At 69.0% G+C, this 19,515-nt stretch carries 18 protein-coding genes and 1 tRNA gene; 9 read left to right on the forward strand and 10 right to left on the reverse strand.

Annotated features, from left to right (window positions below; translation table 11 throughout):
- Nucleotides 1-124: 124 nt before the first annotated feature.
- Nucleotides 125-1,117, forward strand: coding sequence for a LacI family DNA-binding transcriptional regulator (locus ABZ470_RS18345; protein ID WP_352011056.1), 993 nt, complete (start codon nt 125-127; stop codon nt 1,115-1,117).
- Here the strand turns inward: ABZ470_RS18345 and ABZ470_RS18350 are convergent.
- On the reverse strand, nt 1,108-2,592 hold the full coding sequence (locus ABZ470_RS18350) for an MFS transporter (RefSeq protein WP_362912395.1): 1,485 nt from the start codon (nt 2,590-2,592) through the stop codon (nt 1,108-1,110). The genes ABZ470_RS18345 and ABZ470_RS18350 overlap by 10 nt on opposite strands.
- Nucleotides 2,589-3,551, reverse strand: a complete 963-nt coding sequence (locus ABZ470_RS18355) for a hypothetical protein (protein WP_362912397.1) — start codon at nt 3,549-3,551, stop codon at nt 2,589-2,591. The genes ABZ470_RS18350 and ABZ470_RS18355 overlap by 4 nt, the downstream gene beginning before the upstream one ends.
- A gap of 1,110 nt (nt 3,552-4,661) precedes the next feature.
- Between ABZ470_RS18355 and ABZ470_RS18360 the strand changes: the two genes are divergently transcribed.
- From ABZ470_RS18360 to ABZ470_RS18370, 3 genes are read left to right on the forward strand one after another with little or no spacing between them, the layout of a single operon-like run.
- A complete protein-coding gene (locus ABZ470_RS18360; RefSeq protein WP_362912399.1) occupies nt 4,662-6,479 on the forward strand; it encodes a non-ribosomal peptide synthetase in 1,818 nt (605 codons plus the stop codon).
- A complete protein-coding gene (locus tag ABZ470_RS18365; protein WP_362912401.1) occupies nt 6,476-8,494 on the forward strand; it encodes a radical SAM protein in 2,019 nt (672 codons plus the stop codon). The genes ABZ470_RS18360 and ABZ470_RS18365 overlap by 4 nt, the downstream gene beginning before the upstream one ends.
- Nucleotides 8,484-9,617 carry an acyl-CoA dehydrogenase family protein gene (locus tag ABZ470_RS18370; RefSeq protein ID WP_362912403.1) on the forward strand — a complete coding sequence of 378 codons (1,134 nt, stop codon included), beginning with the start codon at nt 8,484-8,486 and terminating at the stop codon, nt 9,615-9,617. The genes ABZ470_RS18365 and ABZ470_RS18370 overlap by 11 nt, the downstream gene beginning before the upstream one ends.
- A 116-nt stretch (nt 9,618-9,733) precedes the next feature.
- On the opposite strand, the gene ABZ470_RS18375 is transcribed toward ABZ470_RS18370, so the two are convergent.
- On the reverse strand, nt 9,734-10,039 hold the full coding sequence (locus tag ABZ470_RS18375) for a hypothetical protein (RefSeq protein ID WP_352011050.1): 306 nt from the start codon (nt 10,037-10,039) through the stop codon (nt 9,734-9,736).
- Between the two features lie 131 nt (nt 10,040-10,170).
- A complete protein-coding gene (locus ABZ470_RS18380) occupies nt 10,171-11,190 on the reverse strand; it encodes an aldo/keto reductase (RefSeq protein WP_362912405.1) in 1,020 nt (339 codons plus the stop codon).
- Nucleotides 11,191-11,331: 141 nt separating this feature from the next.
- Here ABZ470_RS18380 and ABZ470_RS18385 point away from each other — a divergent pair, with 141 nt between their 5' ends.
- Complete coding sequence (locus tag ABZ470_RS18385) at nt 11,332-11,916, forward strand: TetR/AcrR family transcriptional regulator (RefSeq protein ID WP_362912407.1); 585 nt, start codon at nt 11,332-11,334, stop codon at nt 11,914-11,916.
- 22 nt (nt 11,917-11,938) lie between these two features.
- On the opposite strand, the gene ABZ470_RS18390 is transcribed toward ABZ470_RS18385, so the two are convergent.
- Together ABZ470_RS18390 and ABZ470_RS18395 are read right to left on the reverse strand one after the other, a co-directional pair.
- Nucleotides 11,939-12,715 carry a DUF4253 domain-containing protein gene (locus tag ABZ470_RS18390; protein WP_362912408.1) on the reverse strand — a complete coding sequence of 259 codons (777 nt, stop codon included), beginning with the start codon at nt 12,713-12,715 and terminating at the stop codon, nt 11,939-11,941.
- A gap of 129 nt (nt 12,716-12,844) precedes the next feature.
- Nucleotides 12,845-13,105, reverse strand: coding sequence for a holin (locus tag ABZ470_RS18395; protein WP_362912409.1), 261 nt, complete (start codon nt 13,103-13,105; stop codon nt 12,845-12,847).
- A 357-nt stretch (nt 13,106-13,462) separates the two neighbouring features.
- Here ABZ470_RS18395 and ABZ470_RS18400 point away from each other — a divergent pair, with 357 nt between their 5' ends.
- Both ABZ470_RS18400 and ABZ470_RS18405 read left to right on the forward strand, forming a co-directional pair.
- Entirely contained in the window at nt 13,463-13,762 is a 300-nt protein-coding gene (locus tag ABZ470_RS18400; protein ID WP_362912410.1) for a hypothetical protein, read from the forward strand.
- Nucleotides 13,763-14,464: 702 nt separating this feature from the next.
- Nucleotides 14,465-14,830: a hypothetical protein gene (locus tag ABZ470_RS18405; RefSeq protein WP_362912412.1), complete on the forward strand. Its 366-nt coding sequence runs from the start codon at nt 14,465-14,467 to the stop codon at nt 14,828-14,830.
- Between the two features lie 1,202 nt (nt 14,831-16,032).
- On the opposite strand, the gene ABZ470_RS18410 is transcribed toward ABZ470_RS18405, so the two are convergent.
- Both ABZ470_RS18410 and ABZ470_RS18415 read right to left on the reverse strand, forming a co-directional pair.
- On the reverse strand, nt 16,033-16,380 hold the full coding sequence (locus tag ABZ470_RS18410) for a peptidase inhibitor family I36 protein (RefSeq protein WP_362912414.1): 348 nt from the start codon (nt 16,378-16,380) through the stop codon (nt 16,033-16,035).
- 478 nt (nt 16,381-16,858) lie between these two features.
- Nucleotides 16,859-17,137, reverse strand: a complete 279-nt coding sequence (locus ABZ470_RS18415) for a hypothetical protein (protein WP_362912416.1) — start codon at nt 17,135-17,137, stop codon at nt 16,859-16,861.
- Nucleotides 17,138-17,337: 200 nt separating this feature from the next.
- Between ABZ470_RS18415 and ABZ470_RS18420 the strand changes: the two genes are divergently transcribed.
- The gene (locus ABZ470_RS18420; RefSeq protein WP_362912418.1) at nt 17,338-17,751 is read left to right on the forward strand and encodes a tyrosine-type recombinase/integrase; all 414 of its coding nucleotides are present in this window, start codon (nt 17,338-17,340) and stop codon (nt 17,749-17,751) included.
- A gap of 78 nt (nt 17,752-17,829) precedes the next feature.
- Here ABZ470_RS18420 and ABZ470_RS18425 read toward each other — a convergent pair.
- Together ABZ470_RS18425 and ABZ470_RS18430 are read right to left on the reverse strand one after the other, a co-directional pair.
- A tRNA-Pro gene (locus ABZ470_RS18425) sits at nt 17,830-17,903 on the reverse strand.
- A 32-nt stretch (nt 17,904-17,935) separates the two neighbouring features.
- Nucleotides 17,936-18,859: a metallophosphoesterase gene (locus ABZ470_RS18430; protein ID WP_362777900.1), complete on the reverse strand. Its 924-nt coding sequence runs from the start codon at nt 18,857-18,859 to the stop codon at nt 17,936-17,938.
- Between the two features lie 80 nt (nt 18,860-18,939).
- Here ABZ470_RS18430 and ABZ470_RS18435 point away from each other — a divergent pair, with 80 nt between their 5' ends.
- The gene (locus tag ABZ470_RS18435; RefSeq protein ID WP_352011023.1) at nt 18,940-19,395 is read left to right on the forward strand and encodes a GatB/YqeY domain-containing protein; all 456 of its coding nucleotides are present in this window, start codon (nt 18,940-18,942) and stop codon (nt 19,393-19,395) included.
- Nucleotides 19,396-19,515 lie beyond the last annotated feature (120 nt).

Raw genomic sequence — 19,515 nt, forward strand, 5'->3', positions numbered from 1 at the left:
GTCCTGGCATCGGATCACAGAGCATCGAGTGGCAGCGGTGTACGGGGTCACGGGTCACGGGGAAGAACGCGATCTGTCTGTGCGCCATGACGAACACATAGGGTGATTAGACATGCTTAGGCCGGTGAAAGCGCGCATCACCAGCAGGGATGTGGCTCAGGCAGCCGGGGTCTCACAGTCGACGGTCTCCCTCGTCCTCACCGGGAAGTGGCCGGGCCGGGTCTCGAAGGAGACCGCGGCCAGGATCAGGCGCATCACCGCGGAGATGGACTACCAGCCGGATCTGACGGCGCGGAGCCTGCGACTTGAGCGAACCGGCACGGTGCTGCTGATCGTTCCCGCGATCACCAACACCTTCTTCGCCAACCTGCACGTGGGGGCGACCCAGGTCGCCAACCAGCACGAGACGACCGTCCTGGTCTATCCCATGGGCACCGACAGGCACGAGCGGCTGCTGCCGATACCGCAGCAGGCCATCGACGGGATGCTGGTCTACGGCGACGTGGGGACGGAGGCCATCCGCCCGCAGGGCGTCGTGCCGATGGTGCCGCTGGACTGCGACCCCCGGCTGTACCCCGACGCGGTCAACGTGGACATCGCCGTGGGCAGCCGTGAGGCCGCGCGCCACCTGCTGGACCTCGGTCACCACAGGATCGGCTACCTGCACGTGGACCGGCGCGGCGCCTGGATGCTGACGACCAGGCTGCGCTCCCTGCGCGCGGTGGTCAGGCACCGCCCGGGGGCGAGCCTCACGGTGGTCGGCACGACCTTCGACCCCGTGGACGCCCAGCGGGCTGCCCTGGAACTACTGCGTTCTGACCCGGCCCCCACGGCGGTGGTCTGCGAGGACGACAACCTGGCCGTCGTGGTGTTCGCCGCCGCGCGGAGCCTCGGACTCGACGTCCCGAACGACCTGTCGGTGATCGGCTACAACAACCTTCCGATCAGCGACGTCCTCCACCCGGCGCTGACGACGGTGAACATCCCGGTCACCGAGCTGGGGGCGGCCGGTGCCCAGGCGCTGCACGACCGGCTCGCCGCCAGGCAGCCGAGCCCCGCCGTGCTGCGGAGCTCCCTGGTCGTACGGCAGTCCACCGCCCCGCCCCGTCAGGCCTGACGTTCGCGAGCCCCCGCGAGGCCGGGATCACGGTAGATGATCCCGAACGAGGTGAGGAGGAAGGCGACCGGCAGGAGTGCCTGGATCGTCCCGGTGAGGAGCACGGTGGTCGCGCTGCCGAGAGACTGCGCCGCCACCCCTCCGGCCAGCGCCCCCAGGGGAATGGCCCCGTGCGAGATCAACCGGTAGCTCGCCGTCACCCGCCCCATCAGCTCGGGACGGACGATCGCCTGCCGGGCGCTGATGGCGTGGACGTTGTACACGGCCAGCGCGAACGTGCTGACGAACATGCAGGCCACCAGTACGGCGACGCGCGGCGCCGTGGCGTCGAGGAGCGTGGCCGAGGCCGCGGCCATCACCCCGATCCCGCTCATGACCTGGGCCGCGAAGATGGTCGGCCCCGCGGGGAACCTGTTGTGGACGTAGGCGGCGAAGGCGGAACCGGCGATGCCGCCCACGGCACCCGCGGCCACGACCACCCCGAGCAGCGCGGGCGTCAGGGCGAGGTGCTGGACCACGTAGATGAGGATCGTCACGTCGAACGCCTGGATGCACATGTTGCCGAGGCCGCTGGCCACCCCGAAGGCGAGAACCCGCCGATCCTTGACGAAGTACCGGAACCCCTCGGTGATCGCCGTCCCCCAGCGGAGCCGCTGCGGCCCCTTCCGCCCGGAGAACCTGAGCTTCAGCGTGGACAGCAGGGAGGCCGACAGCAGGTAGGACACCGCGTCGACCAGGAGGGCGTACGGCGCGCCGAGCAGCTGGACGATCAGCCCCGCGAGCCCGGGACCGGCCACGTCGATGACGGAGTAGCTCGTGCTGACCGCGGCGTTGCCGGGGACGAGCTGCTCCTCACCGACCAGCCGGGGAAGCATGGAGTGGTGCGCCACGTCGCCGAGGGCCTTGAACACGCCCATGGCCAGGCCCAGGCCGTACAGCCAGCCCAGACTCAGCACGCCGGTCGCCGTGACGATCGGCACGGTGAGCAGGATCAGTCCGCGGGCCAGGTCGCACCCGGCGTTCACCAGCTTGGCCGGCCAGTGGTCGGCGACGACCCCGGCGAAGGGCAGGACGACGACCGCGGGGACGTACTGCAGGCCGGTCAGCAGGCCGAGCTGTACGGGGTCGGCGTGCAGGACCATCAGGGCGGTCAGGGGCAGGGCCATCAGCGTGACCTGGGACCCGATTCCCGAGACGGTGACCGCGGTCCAGAACCTGAGGAAGTTCGCGTCGCGGAGCGGGCCTTTCCCAGCCGAGCCTTTCCCCGTCAGGCTTTCCGCGGCCGGGCCTCCCACGGCCGGCCCTTTCCCGGCCGAGTTTTCCGCGGCCGAATCCTTCCCGGCCGAGCCTTCAGCGGCCGGGTCTTCCACAGCCGGGTCTTCCACAGCCGGGTCTTCCACAGCCGGGTCTTCCACAGCCGGGCCTTCCGCAGCGGGGTCCTTCGTAGCGGGGCCTTCCGTGGCCGGGTCCTTCATGGCAGGCCGATGACGCCGACGTCGACGAGCGAGGCGTGGTAGGCGGCGATCTCGTCCTCGCCGACCTGGAGCCCGGCCGAGGCGAGCACGCCCCCCATCAGGTGTACGGCCTCATCCTTGGGGCGGCCGTGGGAGATGCCCCACAACAGGGCGCCCTGCCAGCTGAGCAGCACGGACTCCCCGCGTACCGACTCGATGAGGACGCCGCTGCCCTTCATCGGGATCACGCTCACGTCGACGCGCCGGGAGTGGTGCTCGGGTACGGCGCCGAGCACCGGCACGTACTCCAGGCCGGTCGCCGCCATCACCAGCAGGTCCTGCGCGAGGAAGCGGTTCCTGCCGACGGCGTCGTCCTCGGCCGTGTACGCGTGGTCGATCACCTCGGTGAGCGAGGCCTTCAGCAACTCGCTCGCCGAACGCCTCCAGCGGGCCCAGACCCACTTGGTGTTCACGTAGAGGTCGTCCCGCATGCACAGGTAGGCCTCGGTGGCGCGGTGCAGGTACTCCTGGGAGAGATACCTCATGGCGGGCGCGTCACCGTTGAGAATGGCGCCGCAGATGTCCTCGTTGAGATTGTGCGCGTCGATCGCGTGCCGCGTCATGAGGAGCCGTTTGTAGTCCGGCATGTTGTCGGCCAGGCGTTGCCGCAACGCGGCGAGTTCACCGTCGTCGACGACGACCTCGCCGAGCAGGAAACGGGTGAGAACGTCCAGCCGGTTACGGCTGAACCGCGCGGTCTGGCTGAAGTCGGTGTTCGTCACCCGGAAGACCGTGCTCTCCTGCACGTCCCGGCGCAGTTGTTCGAGATCCAGGTACTCCACGTCCGCGCGCTCGCCCTCGAATTCGAGCTGCGCCGGGGGAAGCGATTCGCAGTCGGCCCTGACGACGAACAGATCGATGTCCGACATCGGGGAACCAAGCCCTGCCGTCGGCGCGCCACCGAGGTAGATCCGGGACACGGGATGTTCCTTCGCGAGCCATTCGGCGGCGCGTCGCCCTCGCGCGAGGACGTCATTCGACATGGGGGTGGTCATAAGCTTTCCGACGCTTTCCGAGGCTCTCGCTGGACGGTTTCCAGAACTGTCACCGGGCAGCTTTTCTGAATCGTCACCGGACAGGTCGTGGAGACCCGGCGACCGGGCGGCTGGGTGCGCGAGCACTCGGTCAGAGGGCACGCGCACCCAGTCAAGCTGGGGAAACTCAACCGTCTCCCGTTGTGGAGGACTACTCCATCCTGGTGGAGATGGTAATCATCGGAGACTCACCCATGGTCGATCACCCCCTTCCTGACCGTCGCGGCGGTGTTTCCCGCGAAACAAGGCCGTCTTTATCGGGAACCGTCTCACCGGGGCCGTGGGTTTTCCGGCCGCCGTCCTCTTCCACAGGCGCCCGCCCACGGGAAGGACGTTCTGAATCCGTTGCCGCAGCGATTTCTCTTCCGGCCCTCCGGCCGATACGGTTCCCTGCCCAACCTTCGTGGCGCCGGAGATCGCCGGGCAACTCTTTCGGTCCCCGCCGAATCGCCGGACTCCCGGGGCTCCCCAGGCTTCGCGGTGCGCGGGTCCGGAAACGGCGGTACGCGACGAGTACGGCCCCGTCCCAGGGCGCCGCTGAGTCCGTTCGCTCCTGAGCGGTACCTGTTCGTCGCGACCGTCACACCGCCCGGGGCCCCTCCTCGGGGCGGAGGACCCGGGGCTCCCCGACGGATCCGGGCCGCGACGGGCCCCTGGGTGAAGGCCTGATCATCCAGACACACCCCTCCCTTCGCTGGCCTTTTATCGTAGAATGCTCAGTTTTCTGAGGCCCTTCTCCCGGAATTGCCCGGTGCATATGATTCGAGCCGGTTGACGAAGTATCCCGCGCTCGGACCCGGCCGCCTCCGCACGAGGAAAGGGACATCGCAGAGCGGCCGGCCGTACTCCGCCTGCGCCGATGCGGCCGTGCGGCGGGTGCCGCGCGGCGTTTTTCGGAAATCCCGAACAAACGGTGGAAACAAAAGGCGTCGGTTCGGCGGAGCCCTTTCCACGTGAGTCACGCCCTTTCTTTTCGTATGCCTCGGAGGCGGAACGATGAACGAACCGATGACGGTCGGTGCCGCGGTTCCCGCTCTTGTCGCGCGCTGGGCGCGGGCGCGTCCTGACCACCCGGCGATCGTGTCCGCCGGTACCGAGCTGACCTACGGCGAGCTGGTCGAACGGGCGGGCCGGATGGCGAGCGTGCTGCGTTCCCACGGCGTCGAGCGGGGCACGCTGGTCCCCCTGGTCGTCGAACGCTCCGCGGAGCTGGTCGTCGCCGCCCTCGCGGTGCTGTTCGCCGGGGGCGCCTACGTGGGTGTCGACGTGGACGAACCGGACGCCAGGCTCGGCGCGATCGTCGCCGACTCCGGAGCCCCTCTCGTCGTCACCCGCGCGGCCACGGCCGGGCGGCTCGGCGGGGGACCGGCCAAGGTGCTGGCCGTTGAGGAACTGCTCGCCGCCGACGCGCCGGTGAGCCTGCCCCCGGAGGCGAGCCCCCTCCCGCCGGTGAGCCCGTCCCCGGAGAGAGGCCCGTCCCTTGGGGCGGGCCCGCTCCCGGAGGTGACGGCCGGCGACGTCTGCTACGTCACCTACACCTCCGGTTCCTCGGGCACGCCGAAGGGCGTCATGGTGGCGCACGGCGGGCTGTCCAACCTGGTCTCCTGGTACGGCCAGGCGTTCGGCGTGGGCCCCGAGGACCGGATCACCCAGTTCGCCCGCCCCTCGTTCGACGCCTGGGCGCTTGAGGTGTGGCCCTGCCTGGCGTGGGGCGCGACGCTGCGTCTGGTCGAGGGGCGGCTGCCGGACTCCCCGGCCGACTTCGCCGAGTGGCTCGCCCGGGAACGGATCACCCTGTGCTTCCTGACCACGGTGCTGGCCGTCGAGATGTTCGACCAGCCCTGGGACCTGTACGGCCACGCGCCCCGTGTCCTGCTCCTGGGCGGGGAGAGGCTGCGCCGCCACCCGCCGTTCGGCCTGCCGTTCGCCGTGTACAACCTTTACGGGCCGACGGAGACGACGGTGGTCGCCACCTGGGCCGAACTCGACCCCGCCGACGTGGTCGGAGGCCAGGACCCGCCGATCGGCAGGCCGTTGCCCGGCCTGCGGACCCATGTCCTGGACGCCGAGCGGCGCCCGGTGCCGCCGGGCACGGTCGGCGAGCTGTACGTCGCGGGGGCCGGGGTCGCGCTCGGCTACCTGCGAAGACCCGAACTGACCGAGGAGCGCTTCCCCGCCGACCCGTTCACCCCGGGCGGGCGCGCGTACGCCACCGGAGACCTGGTCCGCGAGCTGCCCGGCGGCGCGCTCGTCTTCGTCGGCAGGGCCGACGACCAGGTGAAACTGCGTGGCTTCCGGATCGAGCTCGGGGAGGTCGAGACGGCGCTGACCCGCCTGCCCGGGGTCCGCGAGGCGGCCGTGGTCCTGCACGAGCGGGGCGACCGGCTGGTGGGTTACGTCGTGTCCGACGGCCTCACGGAGGACCCGGGGGAGGGTCTGGCCGCTCTGCTGCCCGCCCACATGGTGCCGCAGACGATCGTCACGGTCGAACGGCTGCCCCTGACACCGCACGGGAAGCTCGACCGCGACGCCCTGGCCAGGCGCCCCCTCCCGGCCCGCGTCGCAGGTGGGGCCGGCTTCCTGACCGAGGCGGAGCGGGTGCTCGCCGAGATCTGGTGCGACGTGCTCGACCTCGACGAGGTCGGGCGGCAGGACAGCTTCTTCGACCTCGGGGGCGACTCGCTCAGCGCGATGCGGCTGGCGTCGCGGGCTCGCGAACGCGGCATCAGGCTCGGCGCCGAGGACGTCTTCGAGCACGAGGTGCTGCACGAACTGGCGGCGGCGGTCGACGCGACGGCGGGTGAGGACAGATGAGCCCCCTGACGAGCTTTTCGACGAGCCCCCTGCCCGAACCGCTGCCTGAACCGCTGTCGGAGTCACCGTCTGGGTCACTGCCGAGGCCGCTGCGGGTGAGCCTGCTCGAACTGCCGCTCTACACCAACACGCTGCCCCTGGCCTCGGGCTACCTGCAGGCCTACGCCCTGCGGGACCCCGCCGTCGCGGCCGGCTGCGAGTTCCTCGTGCACGCCCCCACGGCGCGGACGCCGGTCGCCGAACTGGTCACGGCGCTGCTCGCGCAGGACGCCGACGTGTACGCGATGAGCTGCTACCTGTGGAACATGCGCCGGATCAAGGAGGTGCTCGACGAACTCGTACGGCGCCGCCCCGACGCCTGCTTCGTCCTGGGTGGTCCGCAGGTGATGAACCACGCCGCCGAGTACGTGCCGCCGGAGCTGGAGAACGTGCTGGTGTGCAACGCCGAGGGGGAACGGCCCTTCCACGCGCTGCTCACCGAACTGCTCACCGCCCGTGAGGGCGCGGCCGTACCGGACTTCACCCGGGTGCCGGGGATGAGCTTCTGGGTACGGGGGGAGCTGCTGACCACCGACAAGCCCGCCCGGATCACGGACCTGGACGAGATCCCCTCGCCGTTCGCCATGGGCCTGTTCGACGGCGGGGAGTACACCTTCGCGGTCGTGGAGACCAACCGGGGCTGCCCCTACAGCTGCTCCTACTGTTACTGGGGCGCCGCGACCAACGACAAGGTCCACCGCTGGGACCTGGAGCGGGTCAAGGCCGACCTCACCTGGATCAGCGAGCACGGCGTCGAGAGCGTCTTCCTCGCCGACGCCAACTGGGGGGCGCTGCCCCGCGACGTCGAGCTGACCCGGCACCTGGTCGAGGGCAAACGGCGCACCGGCTACCCGATGATGATCGCCATCCAGGCGGCGAAGAACCGTCCCGACCGGGTCACCGAGATCACCGAGATCCTCGTGGAGGGTGGCCTGCTGACCAGCCAGCCGGTCTCGCTGCAGACGCTGAGCCCGCAGACGCTTGAGATCGTGCAGCGCGCCAACATCAAGGAGTCCACCTATGTGGAGCTGCAGCTCAAGCTGCACGAGAAGCAGATCAGTTCCTACACCGAGCTGATCTGGCCGCTGCCCGGTGAGACCCTGAAGTCCTTCCAGGCGGGCATCGCCAAGGTGTGCAGAACCGGGGCCGACGCCGTCGTCGCCTACCCGCAACTGCTGCTGCGCAACACCCCCATGTACGGCACGCGGGAGGCGCTGGGCATCGAGACCGTACGGGTCGACGACCCCGTGGCCGAGGCGGACGTGGTCGTGGCCACCAAGTGGGTGACCCGCGAGGACTTCCAGGCCGGGGCCTGGTTCTACTACGCGGTCATCAGCCTCTACAACGCCCGCGCCGCCTTCCACGTCGCCAGGGAACTCGACCGGAGCGGCGTCTGCTCCTACGAGGACTTCCTCGTCCGCGCCGCCGACCACTACCGCCGCCGCACCGACACGGAGATCTGCGCGTTCTTCGCCGAGTCGGTGCGCGGGCTGGGCAACTACGACCTCAACAACATCGGCAAGGTCCTGCACATGGTGCTGCACTCCCACCGGGCGGAGATGGACACCCTGCTTGGGGACTTCCTCGGCGAACAGGGCTGGCTGGCCGATCCCAGGCTGCGCGCCGTCTTCGAACTCGACCTGGTGGCCAGGCCGTACGTGTACCGGGAGACCGTCTCCGCACCCACGGTGCCGCTCTCGCAGGTGAGGATCGTGGACAGGGACCGCTACCGGCTCGTGGTCGACCTGCCGGAGGCCGCCGTGGGGGCACTCGCCGAAGCGGGTTTCGTCGAGGGCGCCACGGACCCCGGCAGGTACGTCGTCGACCATCGAGGCCGCAGGAAGATGCCCTATCCGCGTCACCGCAGCCTGGAGCACAACGCCGCCTACTGCCAGGCGATGATGAACCGGCTGCGCGACATCCTGCCCTCCTGGCGGGCGGCGGCCGTACGGGATCGGGTTCTCGATGCGTCGTGACCTCTTCACCCGGGAGCACGAGGAGTTCCGCGACCTCGTGCGGACCTTCGTCGCCAGGGAGGTCACCCCGAACCTGGAACGGTGGGAGGAACACGGTGCCGCGGACCGGGCCGTGTGGCTGCGCGCGGGCGAACACGGCCTGCTCGGCCTCGACGTCGACCCGGAGTACGGCGGGGCGGGCGTCGCCGACTACCGCTACCACGCGGTGCTGGGAGAGGAGTTCGCCCGCGCCGGAGCCCACGCCCCGGCGCTCTCCCTGCACAACGAGATCTGCGGCCTCTACCTGCGCACGCACACCACCCCGGAGCAGCGACTGCGCTGGCTGCCCGGCTTCTGCTCGGGTGAGCTGGTCACGGCCGTCGCCATCAGTGAACCGGACGCGGGCAGTGACCTGCGGCGCATCCGGACCAGGGCGGTGCGGGACGGTGACCGCTACGTGCTCAGCGGGCAGAAGACCTTCGTCTCGAACGGGGCCACGGCCGACCTCGTGCTGGTCGTCGCCCGGACCGGGGAACGGCCCTCCGACGCCGGTGTCTTCGTGGTCGAGCCGACCAGGGTCGGGGTGACCAGGGGCAGGACACTTGACAAGATCGGAATGCGCGCGCTCGACACCGTCGAGCTCTTCCTCTCGGACGTGGAGATCCCGGTGGAGAACCTGCTCGGTCGTGAGGACCGTGCCTTCGCCTACCTGATCAGGACCCTTCGGCAGGAACGGGTGATGCTCGCCGTCTCGGCATTGGCCACCGCCGAACGGCTCTTCGAGGAGACCCTGACCTACTGCGGCAGACGCGAGGTCTTCGGACGGCCGGTCGGACGCCACCAGTACAACCGTTTCCTGCTCGCCGAGCTGAGGACCGCGCTCACGGTCGCCCGCGCCTTCACCGACCGCTGCGTGGCCGAACACGACGCCGGACGTCTCACCTCGGAGGAGGCCGCCATGGCCAAGTGGTGGAACACCGAGTTGTGCCAACGTGTGGTCGACCGGTGTGTCCAGCTCCACGGGGGTTACGGCGTGATGCGGGAGTTCCCGGTGGCCCGTGCGTTCGTGGACACCCGGGTCCAGACCATCTACGGCGGGACCACCGAGATCATGAAGGAACTGATCGGCCAGTCCCTCCTGTGACCGGTTCGACGGCTCCAAGCGGATCGGGTGGTTTCCAGCGGGTCCGGCGGCGAACCGGAGCCGGTGCGGACCTGGGGTTTTCCAGCTCCGGCTCCGGTGGGTGGGTCTTCAGGAGGTCACAGCTTGACGCAGCCGCTTCCGGAGACCCAGGTGCTGGTGAGCAGGTTCGCCCGGTCGCACTCGTAGGTGCCGGCGCTTGAGCCGGACGAGATGGTGATCACGCTTGCTCCTCCATCACCGGAGCCCGTGCACGGATTGCCCCAGACGTGCCAGATGGGGGTGCCTCCGGCGGGGCCCCGCTCGAAGAAGGTCCCGCTGTCGCAGGTGTAGGTTCCGGCGGCGTGCGCGGCCGGAACCATCAGCAGCGGCCCGGCGAGGGCCGCAGCGGCTGCGGTGATGGTGAGACGCTTGATCAGGGACATGGGGGGTGTCCTTTCTGAAAAAGGATGATTGTCCAACTATCCACCCATCCACCCAAGGAACACCCTCACCACACCGTCAGGCTTTTGGACCTTCTCGTTTGATCACCGAGAGTGTCGACGGACCCGGAGGCTCAGCGGCGCCGCAGTGACGGGTCGAGCAGGGCGGGCGGGGTGTCGAACTTCTCGTGCGGGGCCAGATCGACACCGGGGGCGACGATCGCGTCGATCGCGTCGAGGACGTCGGCGGAGAGCACCGTGTCCGCGGCGTCGAGCTGCGAGCGCAGGTGGTCCAGCGTGCGGGGGCCGATGAGCGCGCAGGTCACGGCGGGGTGCGCGGTCACGAACCCGAGCGCGAGCTGGATCATGGTCAGTCCCGCCTCGTCGGCGACCTTGGCCAGTCGCTCGACGGCGTCGAGCCTGGCGCGGTTGGCGGGGATCGCAGTGTCGAAACGCTGTGGCATGAACGTCGAGCGGCTGGTGGTGATCTCCCGGCCCTCACGGACCGCTCCCGACAGCCAGCCGGAGGCCAGCGGGCTCCACGCCAGCACACCGAGTCCGTACTGCTCGGCCACGGGCAGCACGTGGGTCTCGACACCGCGCTGCAGGATCGAGTAACTGGGCTGTTCGGCGACGTAACGCCCCAGATGGTTCTCGCGGGCGGCCCACTGAGCCTGCACGATGCGGTACGCGGGGAAGGTCGAGGAGCCGAAATAGCGGATCTTCCCCGCGCGTCGCAGGTCGGTCAGGGCCGACAACGTCTCCTCGTCGTCGGCGCTCGGGTCCCAGCGGTGGATCTGGTAGAGGTCGACGTGATCGACGCCGAGGCGGCGCAGACTGTCGTCCAGCGCGGTGACCAGCCAGCGGCGCGAGCCTCCCCGGTGGTTGCGCTCCTCGCCCATCGGCATGGCCGCCTTCGTGGCCAGCACGATGTCGTCGCGGCGCCCGGCGACGGCCTTGCCGACCATCTCCTCCGACTCGCCCGCGCTGTACATGTCGGCGGTGTCGATGACGTTGATCCCGCCGTCGAGGGCGGCGTCGACGATGGCGGTGACCTCCTCCTGGGTGGTGCGGCCGATCTGGCCGAAGTTCATCGCGCCGAGCGCGAGGGAGCTGACCTGCACACCGGTGCGGCCCAAGGTGCGGTACTGCATGGCCGTGTTCCTTCCGTCAGGGGTGGGGGAGCTTGGACACGGGGGCCCGTTCTGCCATCATGAATAAACGGGACGATGTCCCGATTAACGATATGGAACGTTGTCCCGTTTAGCAAGCTCGACGGCGGAGGGAACGGCGCGGTGAAGAACAGCGACGAGAACGCGGGGAGTACGGCCCGCCCCAAGCGGGCGGACGCCCAGCGCAACAAGGAGGCCCTGCTCGACGCGGCCGCCGCGATCTTCGTCACCTCGGGCGTCGAGGCGCCGGTACGTGACATCGCGGCCAAGGCGGGCGTCGGGACGGCCACGATCTACCGCCACTTCCCGACGCGGGCGGACCTCATCATCGCCGTCTACCGCCACCAGGTCGAGGCGTGCGCCGAGGCCGGACCGGCCCTGCTGGCCTCGGGCACGACGCCGTACGCGGCGCTGGAGCGATGGATCGGCCTCTTCGTCGACTTCCTGGTCACCAAACACGGTCTCGCGGCCGTGCTACAGCCGGACAACCCCGGCTTCGACACGCTGCACGCCTACTTCATCGACCGTCTCGTGCCCGTATGCGGCCGGCTGCTCGACGCCGCGGCCGACGCCGGTGAGATCCGATCGGGCATCCAGGCCTACGAGCTCATGCGCGGCATCGGGAACCTCTGTATCGGCGCGGGCGGCGATCCTCGCTACGACGCGCGCCGCCTGGTCGAACTCCTCGTGGCGGGCCTGAGGACCTGAGGGGGCCGGTGCGTGAGGGCCGTCAGTCCCACCAGAAGGCCCAGGTGTCGACGCCGACGAGCTCCCGCGCGTAGGCCTCAAGGGTGTACGGACTGCCGCCCTGCTGGATGTTGTCCGGACAGAACGCGAAATGCTCCGCCGCGACGTGCAGGGCGTGCTCCACGGTGCTGGGCGGCGCGGCCACGCTGAGATAGAGGGTGGCGAAGCCGACTGCGACCACGCGAGCGCCGAAGCGGCTCTCCCAACTGCGCAACACCGCCGACAGGGGCGGCATGTCGCTGTGGTTGCACGGCCCCGTCCAGCCGATCGCGGTCAGGGCGTCCGCGCCGCGCGCGGCGGGCACCAGGCCCAGATGGCCGTGCTGCCCGTCGAACAGCCGGGCATGTCGGTCGGCGGCCTCGTCCGGATCGGTGACGGGGACGCCGGGCGCCGCGAGGCCGGGACGCGTGCGGCGGAACGTCTCAAGCTCCTCGAACTCCGCCCACGTCTTCACCATGAAGTCGGCGACGTCGTACCCGTCGATCGCCGACACGGGCGTCGGCGTCAGCTCACCCTGCTCCCACGGCCGGCCGTCACCGTCTCTCAGGTCGTGCAACAGGAGCAGGGGCCACAATCCGGACCGGGGGTGCTCGGCGCGACACGCGGCCCAGACCTCACCGCCGACCGGACGCTCGCTCATCCAGAAGACCGGCGCGTACGGCTGGGCCGCGGTCGTCTCGTCCGACATGGACGGGTCCGCCGTCATAAGGCGCCCGGCCGGAAGCGGGACGCGCGGTTCGGGAAGTACGAGATCGTCCATCGTGCCGGATCCTCACATGTCGGCTGAACCCCTCGGCGGGTGGTGTCCGAAAGGACCGTACGGATGAGGACCGACAAATTAGCCGATCGCGTCCTGCGAGCTCTGGCGGTCGTGACGAGGCGTCGAGGGTTACGGGTTCAAGCCCTTCCGGGCGCCGGTGGTGAACCCGGCGGTCTGCGGGTCGCCGGTCGTGCCCGCGGCGACCGAGGTCAGCATGCTGACCACCGCCGCCATGCCCGCCACCGAGACCACCGCGGTCCAGGCGACGTCGAACAGCCCGGCCTGCCTGGCGGTCAGCGCCGCCAGGGCGCTGGAGGCCGCCGCCCTGATCATCCGTTCGACCGTGTCCGCCCAGTACGTCCCGGTCAGGAGCCGTCGTGTCGTCATCATGATCTCCTCATCTGCGCCGGGGTCAGGGCGCTCTGGAGGGTGGATACTTCCACGACCGTAACTATTTGTAGTTTTGTGAACACTTACCGTCACAGTGAGGAAGTCATCACTCCACCCGTGCGTAAGCGGTCCGCGAGTCCGCCCTGCTCGGCGCAGGTGTCGCCGGGGTTCACGGATTTCGAGTCGTACGGCGGAAACACGCCGCCCTTCTCGGGTTGGGGTGATTACGCCAGGACAAAACACCATGGACGTATCAACCATAGGGCCGAAATATCGGCAAATATGATCTCCGCATCCACTGGTGAATAATGATCACCTTGGTCGCGTTAACCCCCCCAAACCGCAAGGAACCACCCAGTGGGAATTCGCAACCTGTCCGCCGCAGCCGTACTCGCAGTGGCGCTTGGCGCCGGAACCCTGGCAGCCGCCGCCCCCGCGACTGCGGCGCCCATCGGATGCCGGCCGACCTACCCCTACAACGGCGCCGTCACGACCTACTGCTCGGGCGGTACGGGTGAGCACAGGGCCGTCTGCCTCTACCGGGACGGCCAGACCGTCCTGAAGAACTTCGGCGCGTGGGTACCCACCACCGCCTCCTCCAGCACCTGGTGCCCGCCCGCCACCATGATCGGCGGCAACGTCGAGACCAGGGGCTGACAACCACGCCAAACGCGACGACGACGCCCCGAGATCCCCGGCGGCCGCGGGGCGTCGTGCCGTCCAGGGTCATGCCACCCGATAACACCAAGGCCCGGAGGCTTTTCCCTGCCCGCCGTACGACGGGCAGGGAAAAGCCTCCGGGAACATCCGGGAACAACGGACGGAAACCACAGGAACGGCAAGCGGGAAAGCGCATTCCGGATTTCCCCCGGAGACAGCGAAAAGGCCTGATCCGATAATCGGATCAGGCCCTTCCAAATGGCCGAACACTGTCGGGGTGGCGGGATTTGAACCCACGACCTCTTCGCCCCGAAGGAACCGCGAACGTCCCGGGCCTTGAGGGATTCACCCTCCGACCAGGGCCATAGAGACCCTGAGCGCCCGTGGACGTCCGGAAAGGTTCCCCGGCGTTGTCACGCGGTTCGACACACAGCACCCCACGAGCCTGTCTGCCGCCACCGGCACATATCCCCACGTGCGCGGGGAGCACCGGCCCGGCGTGCGGATGGTCGGCCTCGATCAGGGACCATCCCCGCGCGCGCGGGGATGGTCCTTCTCTGAACTAGCAGAACCTTTTGTTTAGGCCCTGTTCGGCAGCTAAACGAGTGGTGCAGTTAGCTTCAACAGGAAGTCGTCGGGTTGGAGTACTCATATCCTCCAGAGGAAACACGTCTGCGCTTGTAGAAGGGTTCCTGCGTCGTGAGTTTTGATCTTGGGGTGTGGGCTATTCCGCAGTCCATCAGTGATGCTCAAGCCATGCGAATCTATGAGGAGCTGTGCGAGGAGAACGCTGCGTCGGTGCGGGATGATCCTGGAGTGCAGCGCTTCGCTCAGGCGCTGCTGGAGCAGTTCCCGGCGCTGGAGGACCTGGCCGATGAGCAGATAGAAGCCTCGCCTTGGAGCGTGAGCCCGTGGGTGACCGGCAGCCACGTGATCATAAGCACGGTCTGGTCCAGGTCGAGCGAAGTGACTCAGTTCGTGCTGGGGCTCACGGGTCAGTACGGCTTGGTCTGCTTCGACCCGCAGAATGCGGTGGTTGTGTATCACCCTTCCACTCCGGCCTAAATCGGCGGGGGTGATCCCCGTGCTCCAGCGATGGCCAGGTCACGCAGGCCGTGCTTCTCGCGGGTACGGCTGCGCGTGGGATGCACACCCGAACGTTTTTGATCTTCCTGCCAGGGGTGCCGCACCGGGTGCCACGGCCCGGGTTGGAGGGGTGGCCACGAGGGTGCCAGCCCCCTGCCACAGGGGTGCCAGGAAGGTGCCACACCAGGTGCCAGGGGGTGCCACGGGGGGTGCCACGATGGTGTGGCACCCCTTTGACCTGTAACTCCCTCCCCCAACCCCCGCCCCTGGCACCCCCAGGGGTGCCACACGATCATGAACACACCCTCAAGGAGGCTCCCCAGGGACGCCGTTCGGGCCAGTACCGCCGGACCGTCAGACGGGCGCCAGGGCAGGCGTCAGGCGGGCCGCCAGAGAGTGTCAGACGCTCTCGCGGGCGCGTGCGCGTGCTACCCGGGGAAACAGCGCCCGTGTCAGACGGGCGTCAGGCGTCAGACACCCCTGTGGCCGCTTCCCCCGCCCCGTTCGGAGGGGCGGCCGGGAGGGGGTTGGAGCCGCTCTGTGTCACGGGGGTTGTCACGGGGAGGGGCTGGGGATGGGAGTTACAGGTCAGCGGGGGTGTGACACCGTGACACCCGTCGGCGTGACATGCCGTGACAGCCACCCGTGACAAGATCATCGACGGGGCGGGAGGCTCCCCGTACGCGCAGCCGCGCGACCCGGCCTCCGCCCGTTGCGCACGCCGCCCGCGCGACGAGTCCTCAGCTTGGCCGGGGCCGTGGGAGGGGGTCACACCCCCGGGTGTGACCCGCACACCCCGGTGTGGCCCCCTGTGACCCCCTTGACCAGCACGAACAGGAAGGGTGTGACCCGGTGTGCGGGTCACACCCCACCCCCGCCACCAGCCTCCTGAGGCCCTTTCACCCCTGTTCCGCCAGAGGGTCACGGGGGGTTACGGGGTCACGCCCCGAACGAGGGCCGGTCGAGTTGGGGGTGCGTGGGCTGTACGGGGCACTTTTGGAGGTGTCGCCGGAATACGGGGGAAACGGGCCGCCCTGGGAAACGGGACAGAGTCAGAATTTCTGCTCGTTGGTTCAGCCCGACGACCTGGTCAATGCAATCGCGTGTACCTGGTTGCACGAGCCTTGCCCCAGCGCCCGATACCGGCCCGCCGAGCAGAGCGCAGCCGACCAAGCGGCGGGTCACCGCCAGGCGGCGATGGGGGGATCAAGGAAGGGCCTGCTCCCGCCCGCCGGGATGAACGCGACAGGCCGGCTGGCGCAGTCGGGGTCGACGTACAGCAGTCGTGAGAAGCGGGTGTTGTTGACGGCGGATTCCGCGTGGGTGTCGGGCGTGGGAACGCACGGGCGCGGCCCGGGGGCGGGGCGGACGACCTGCCGGTCGCCGTCGAACCCGGGATGGGTCCAGAAGCAGACCGCGTCGTCGGGGCAACGTGGGTCAGGGGCGCGAAGGGTGTGGGCCGCAGCGGGCGTGGCGGTGGCGAGAGTGGCACCGGCGGCGAGGACCGCAAACAGGGCAAGGGAACGCATGTAGGCCTTCTCTCGATCGTGGACTCCGAACCCCCATTATCCTCACCCGGTGTATTCGTTAAGGCACTTTGAGTGACTGGCCTATTGTCGTGACACCAGTGCGGCTGGGACTGGTGACTGCGAACCGTCGGCAAGGAGATCCTGAGTTCCCGGGAGATAGGGCGAGGCGAAAACGGGTGAACCACCGGCGTCACCCGTGAGGACCATCAGAACGAAAGCCGGTGACAGGCCGCCCGTGCCTTCACCGCCACTGCTGCGCACGCGGCGACGCTCCCGCCTACACCTGCGAATCCATCCTCTCTTGCCGGGGCTGCTGTTCACGTGGTCGCCCAGCCGCCGCCGAACGTGACGGCTAAGGCTGGTCTCGCTTACCGCCAGGGCGCTCGATCGGATCAGACGTGAACGGTACGCCGAAGCCGAGCGGCAGCGTGTTCACGAATGCCGCGAACGCCAGGTGCGCCACGCTGGAGCAGCGACGTCACCATGAGACGAAACGCCCCGTGAACAGCAGGAGCAGGCTGATCGTGAGCGCCGTGAACGCGAACAGCGCGAGCACGCCGAGCGTGAACACCAGACGCGCGAACAGCAGGAGCGCCACGCCCGTGAACGGGCTGATGCGCTGGTCCGCGAACGCCGTGAACGCCAGACCCCGAACACGGGCAGCAGCAGCGTGAACGCTTCGGCGAACACTCGCAGGACGCCGCGGTGAACGCCAGCGGCCTTCAGCCGGTGAGCCGACCGTCTCCTGCAGCTGCACGGCTTGAGAGGGCCCAGCTCAGGAGGCCGCACGACGCATCACAGATAGCGTTCACCGTCGGATGGGGCAGGCTGGCGAAGTCGCGCCTACCCCATGACCGCGAGGAGTGCTGTGGCGTCGTCGTAGCGCTTCGTCCGGGGAAGCCGCGTTCCGTCCGCCCGTGCCGCCGCACCTGGCCGTCTGGCGTTCGGTACGGGCCGGTGGAGACCACCAAGGCCCGGAAGTCCCGGCGAACGCTCGCCCTCCTCAAACGGTGGGTGGATGTTCTCCAGCAGCACCGGAAGGATCAGGGCGACTCCTGGTCGGCAATCGGGCTCGTGTTCGCCTCCGCTGCGGGGACGTCGCTCGACGCCGCGAACGTCCGGCACGACTTCCGGAACGCCATCAAGGACGCGGAAGGCGTGAACCCGGGGGAGTGGACGCCCCGGGAGCTTCGGCACAGCTTCGTCTCGCTGCTCTCCGACAACGGAATCCCTCTGGAGGAGATCTCCCGGCTGGTCGGCCACAGCGGCACGTCCGTGACGGAGGCCGTCTACCGGAAGCGGATCCGGCCCGTTCTCCAGGGCGGGGCCGTCGCCATGGACTGCATTTTCGGAGGTGAATCAGAGGCCTAGTCGCGCACTTAGACACGCAGAAAAGCGAAAAGGCCACTTCCGTAGATCGGAAGTGGCCCTTCAACTGGCCAAACACTGTCGGGGTGGCGGGATTTGAACCCACGACCTCTTCGTCCCGAACGAAGCGCGCTGCCAAGCTGCGCTACACCCCGGTGCACGCCGTTTTGCTCGTGCTTCGGAAAGTCTAGCGGACTTCGCGCGTGCTTGCGTCACCTCTGGGGCGGGGCACCAGGGTCAGCAGGCTGGCCTCGGGGAAACAGGAGAAACGCACGGGGGAGAAGGGGCTGGTGCCCAGTCCCGCCGAGACGTGGAGGAAGGCGGACTCGTGCCTGCTCAGCCCCTTGACCCGGGCCCTGTCGATGCCGCAGTTGGTGACCAGGGCGCCGTAGAACGGCACGCAGACCTGGCCGCCGTGGGTGTGGCCCGCGAGCAGCAGCTGGTAGCCGTCGTCGGCGAAGCGGGACATGTTGCGGGGCTCGGGGGAGTGCATCACGCCCAGACGGAGATCGGCCTCCGCCGGGGCGGGTCCGGCGATCTCGTCGTAGCGGTCGAGGTTGATGTGGGAGTCGTTGATGCCGCCGACGGCCACGTCGAGGTCACCGACCTTGAGACGGGCGGTGGTGTTGTTCATGTTCAGCCAGCCCTCGTCGGACATGGCGGTGCCCAGCTCCTCCCAGGGCAGGGAGGGGATCTTCCTGCCGTGGTCGCCCTTCGAGGTACGCCACAGGTAGCGCATGGGGTTCTTGAAGATCGGCGCGTACATGTCGTTGGAGCCGTAGACGAACAGGCCTGGGCGTGACAACAGTGGTTCGAGGGCGTGCATGAGGGGGCCGACGGCGTCGGGGTGCGCGATGGAGTCGCCGGTGTTGACCACCAGGTCGGGCTTGAGGGTGCCCAGCGAGCGGACCCAGTTGATGAGCATCCGCCTGCCAGGGGTGAGGTGCAGGTCGGACAGGTGCAGGACACGCACGGGCCGCTGGCCGGGTTCGAGAACGGGCACGTCGAAACGCCGCAGGCGGAAGGTGTTGCGCTCGACGACCGAGGCGTAGGCGAGGCCGGTCAGGCCGAGACCGATCAGGGACAGGGGCACCGCGGCTGCTTTCCTCACCTTCTCATCATGCCCGACGAACGACCCCCCGCAGGAAACCTGCGATACAACGAGGCGGTTAAGACGGCAAGATGGACCGCATGAGCGCATTGAAGGACAAGTTGAAGGCCGACCTCACGGCCTCCATGAAGAGCAGGGATGAGGTCCGCACCCGTACGATCCGCATGGCCCTGGCGGCCGTGAACGTCGAGGAGGTCTCGGGCAAGGCCGCCCGCGAGCTCTCCGACGAGGAGATCGTCAAGGTGCTGACCAAGGAGGCCAAGAAGCGCCGTGAGGCGGCGGAGGCGTTCAGCGGCGCCGGCCGTACCGAGCAGGCCCAGGCCGAGGTGGACGAGCAGGCCGTCCTTGAGGAGTACCTCCCCGCCCAGCTGTCCGACGAGGAGCTCGCGGCGCTGGTCGAGGAGGCCGTCACGGAGAGCGGGGCCTCGGGGCCGCAGGCCATGGGGCAGGTCATGAAGGTCCTGACCCCCAAGGTCGCGGGCCGGGCCGAGGGCGGCAGGGTCGCGCAGGCCGTACGGAGCCGTCTGGCGCGCTGAGAGCACGGGCCGGGAGCACGCGCTGAGCGTCGGCCCTGTACGGGAGTCGTCCTGGTGGGCGGTGCCCACCCCGTGCAGAGCCGTCGGCGGGTCTGGGGGCGTCGGCCCGTACGGAAGCTG

The organism is Streptosporangium sp. NPDC020072, assembly GCF_040631445.1.
GTDB lineage: Bacteria > Actinomycetota > Actinomycetes > Streptosporangiales > Streptosporangiaceae > Streptosporangium.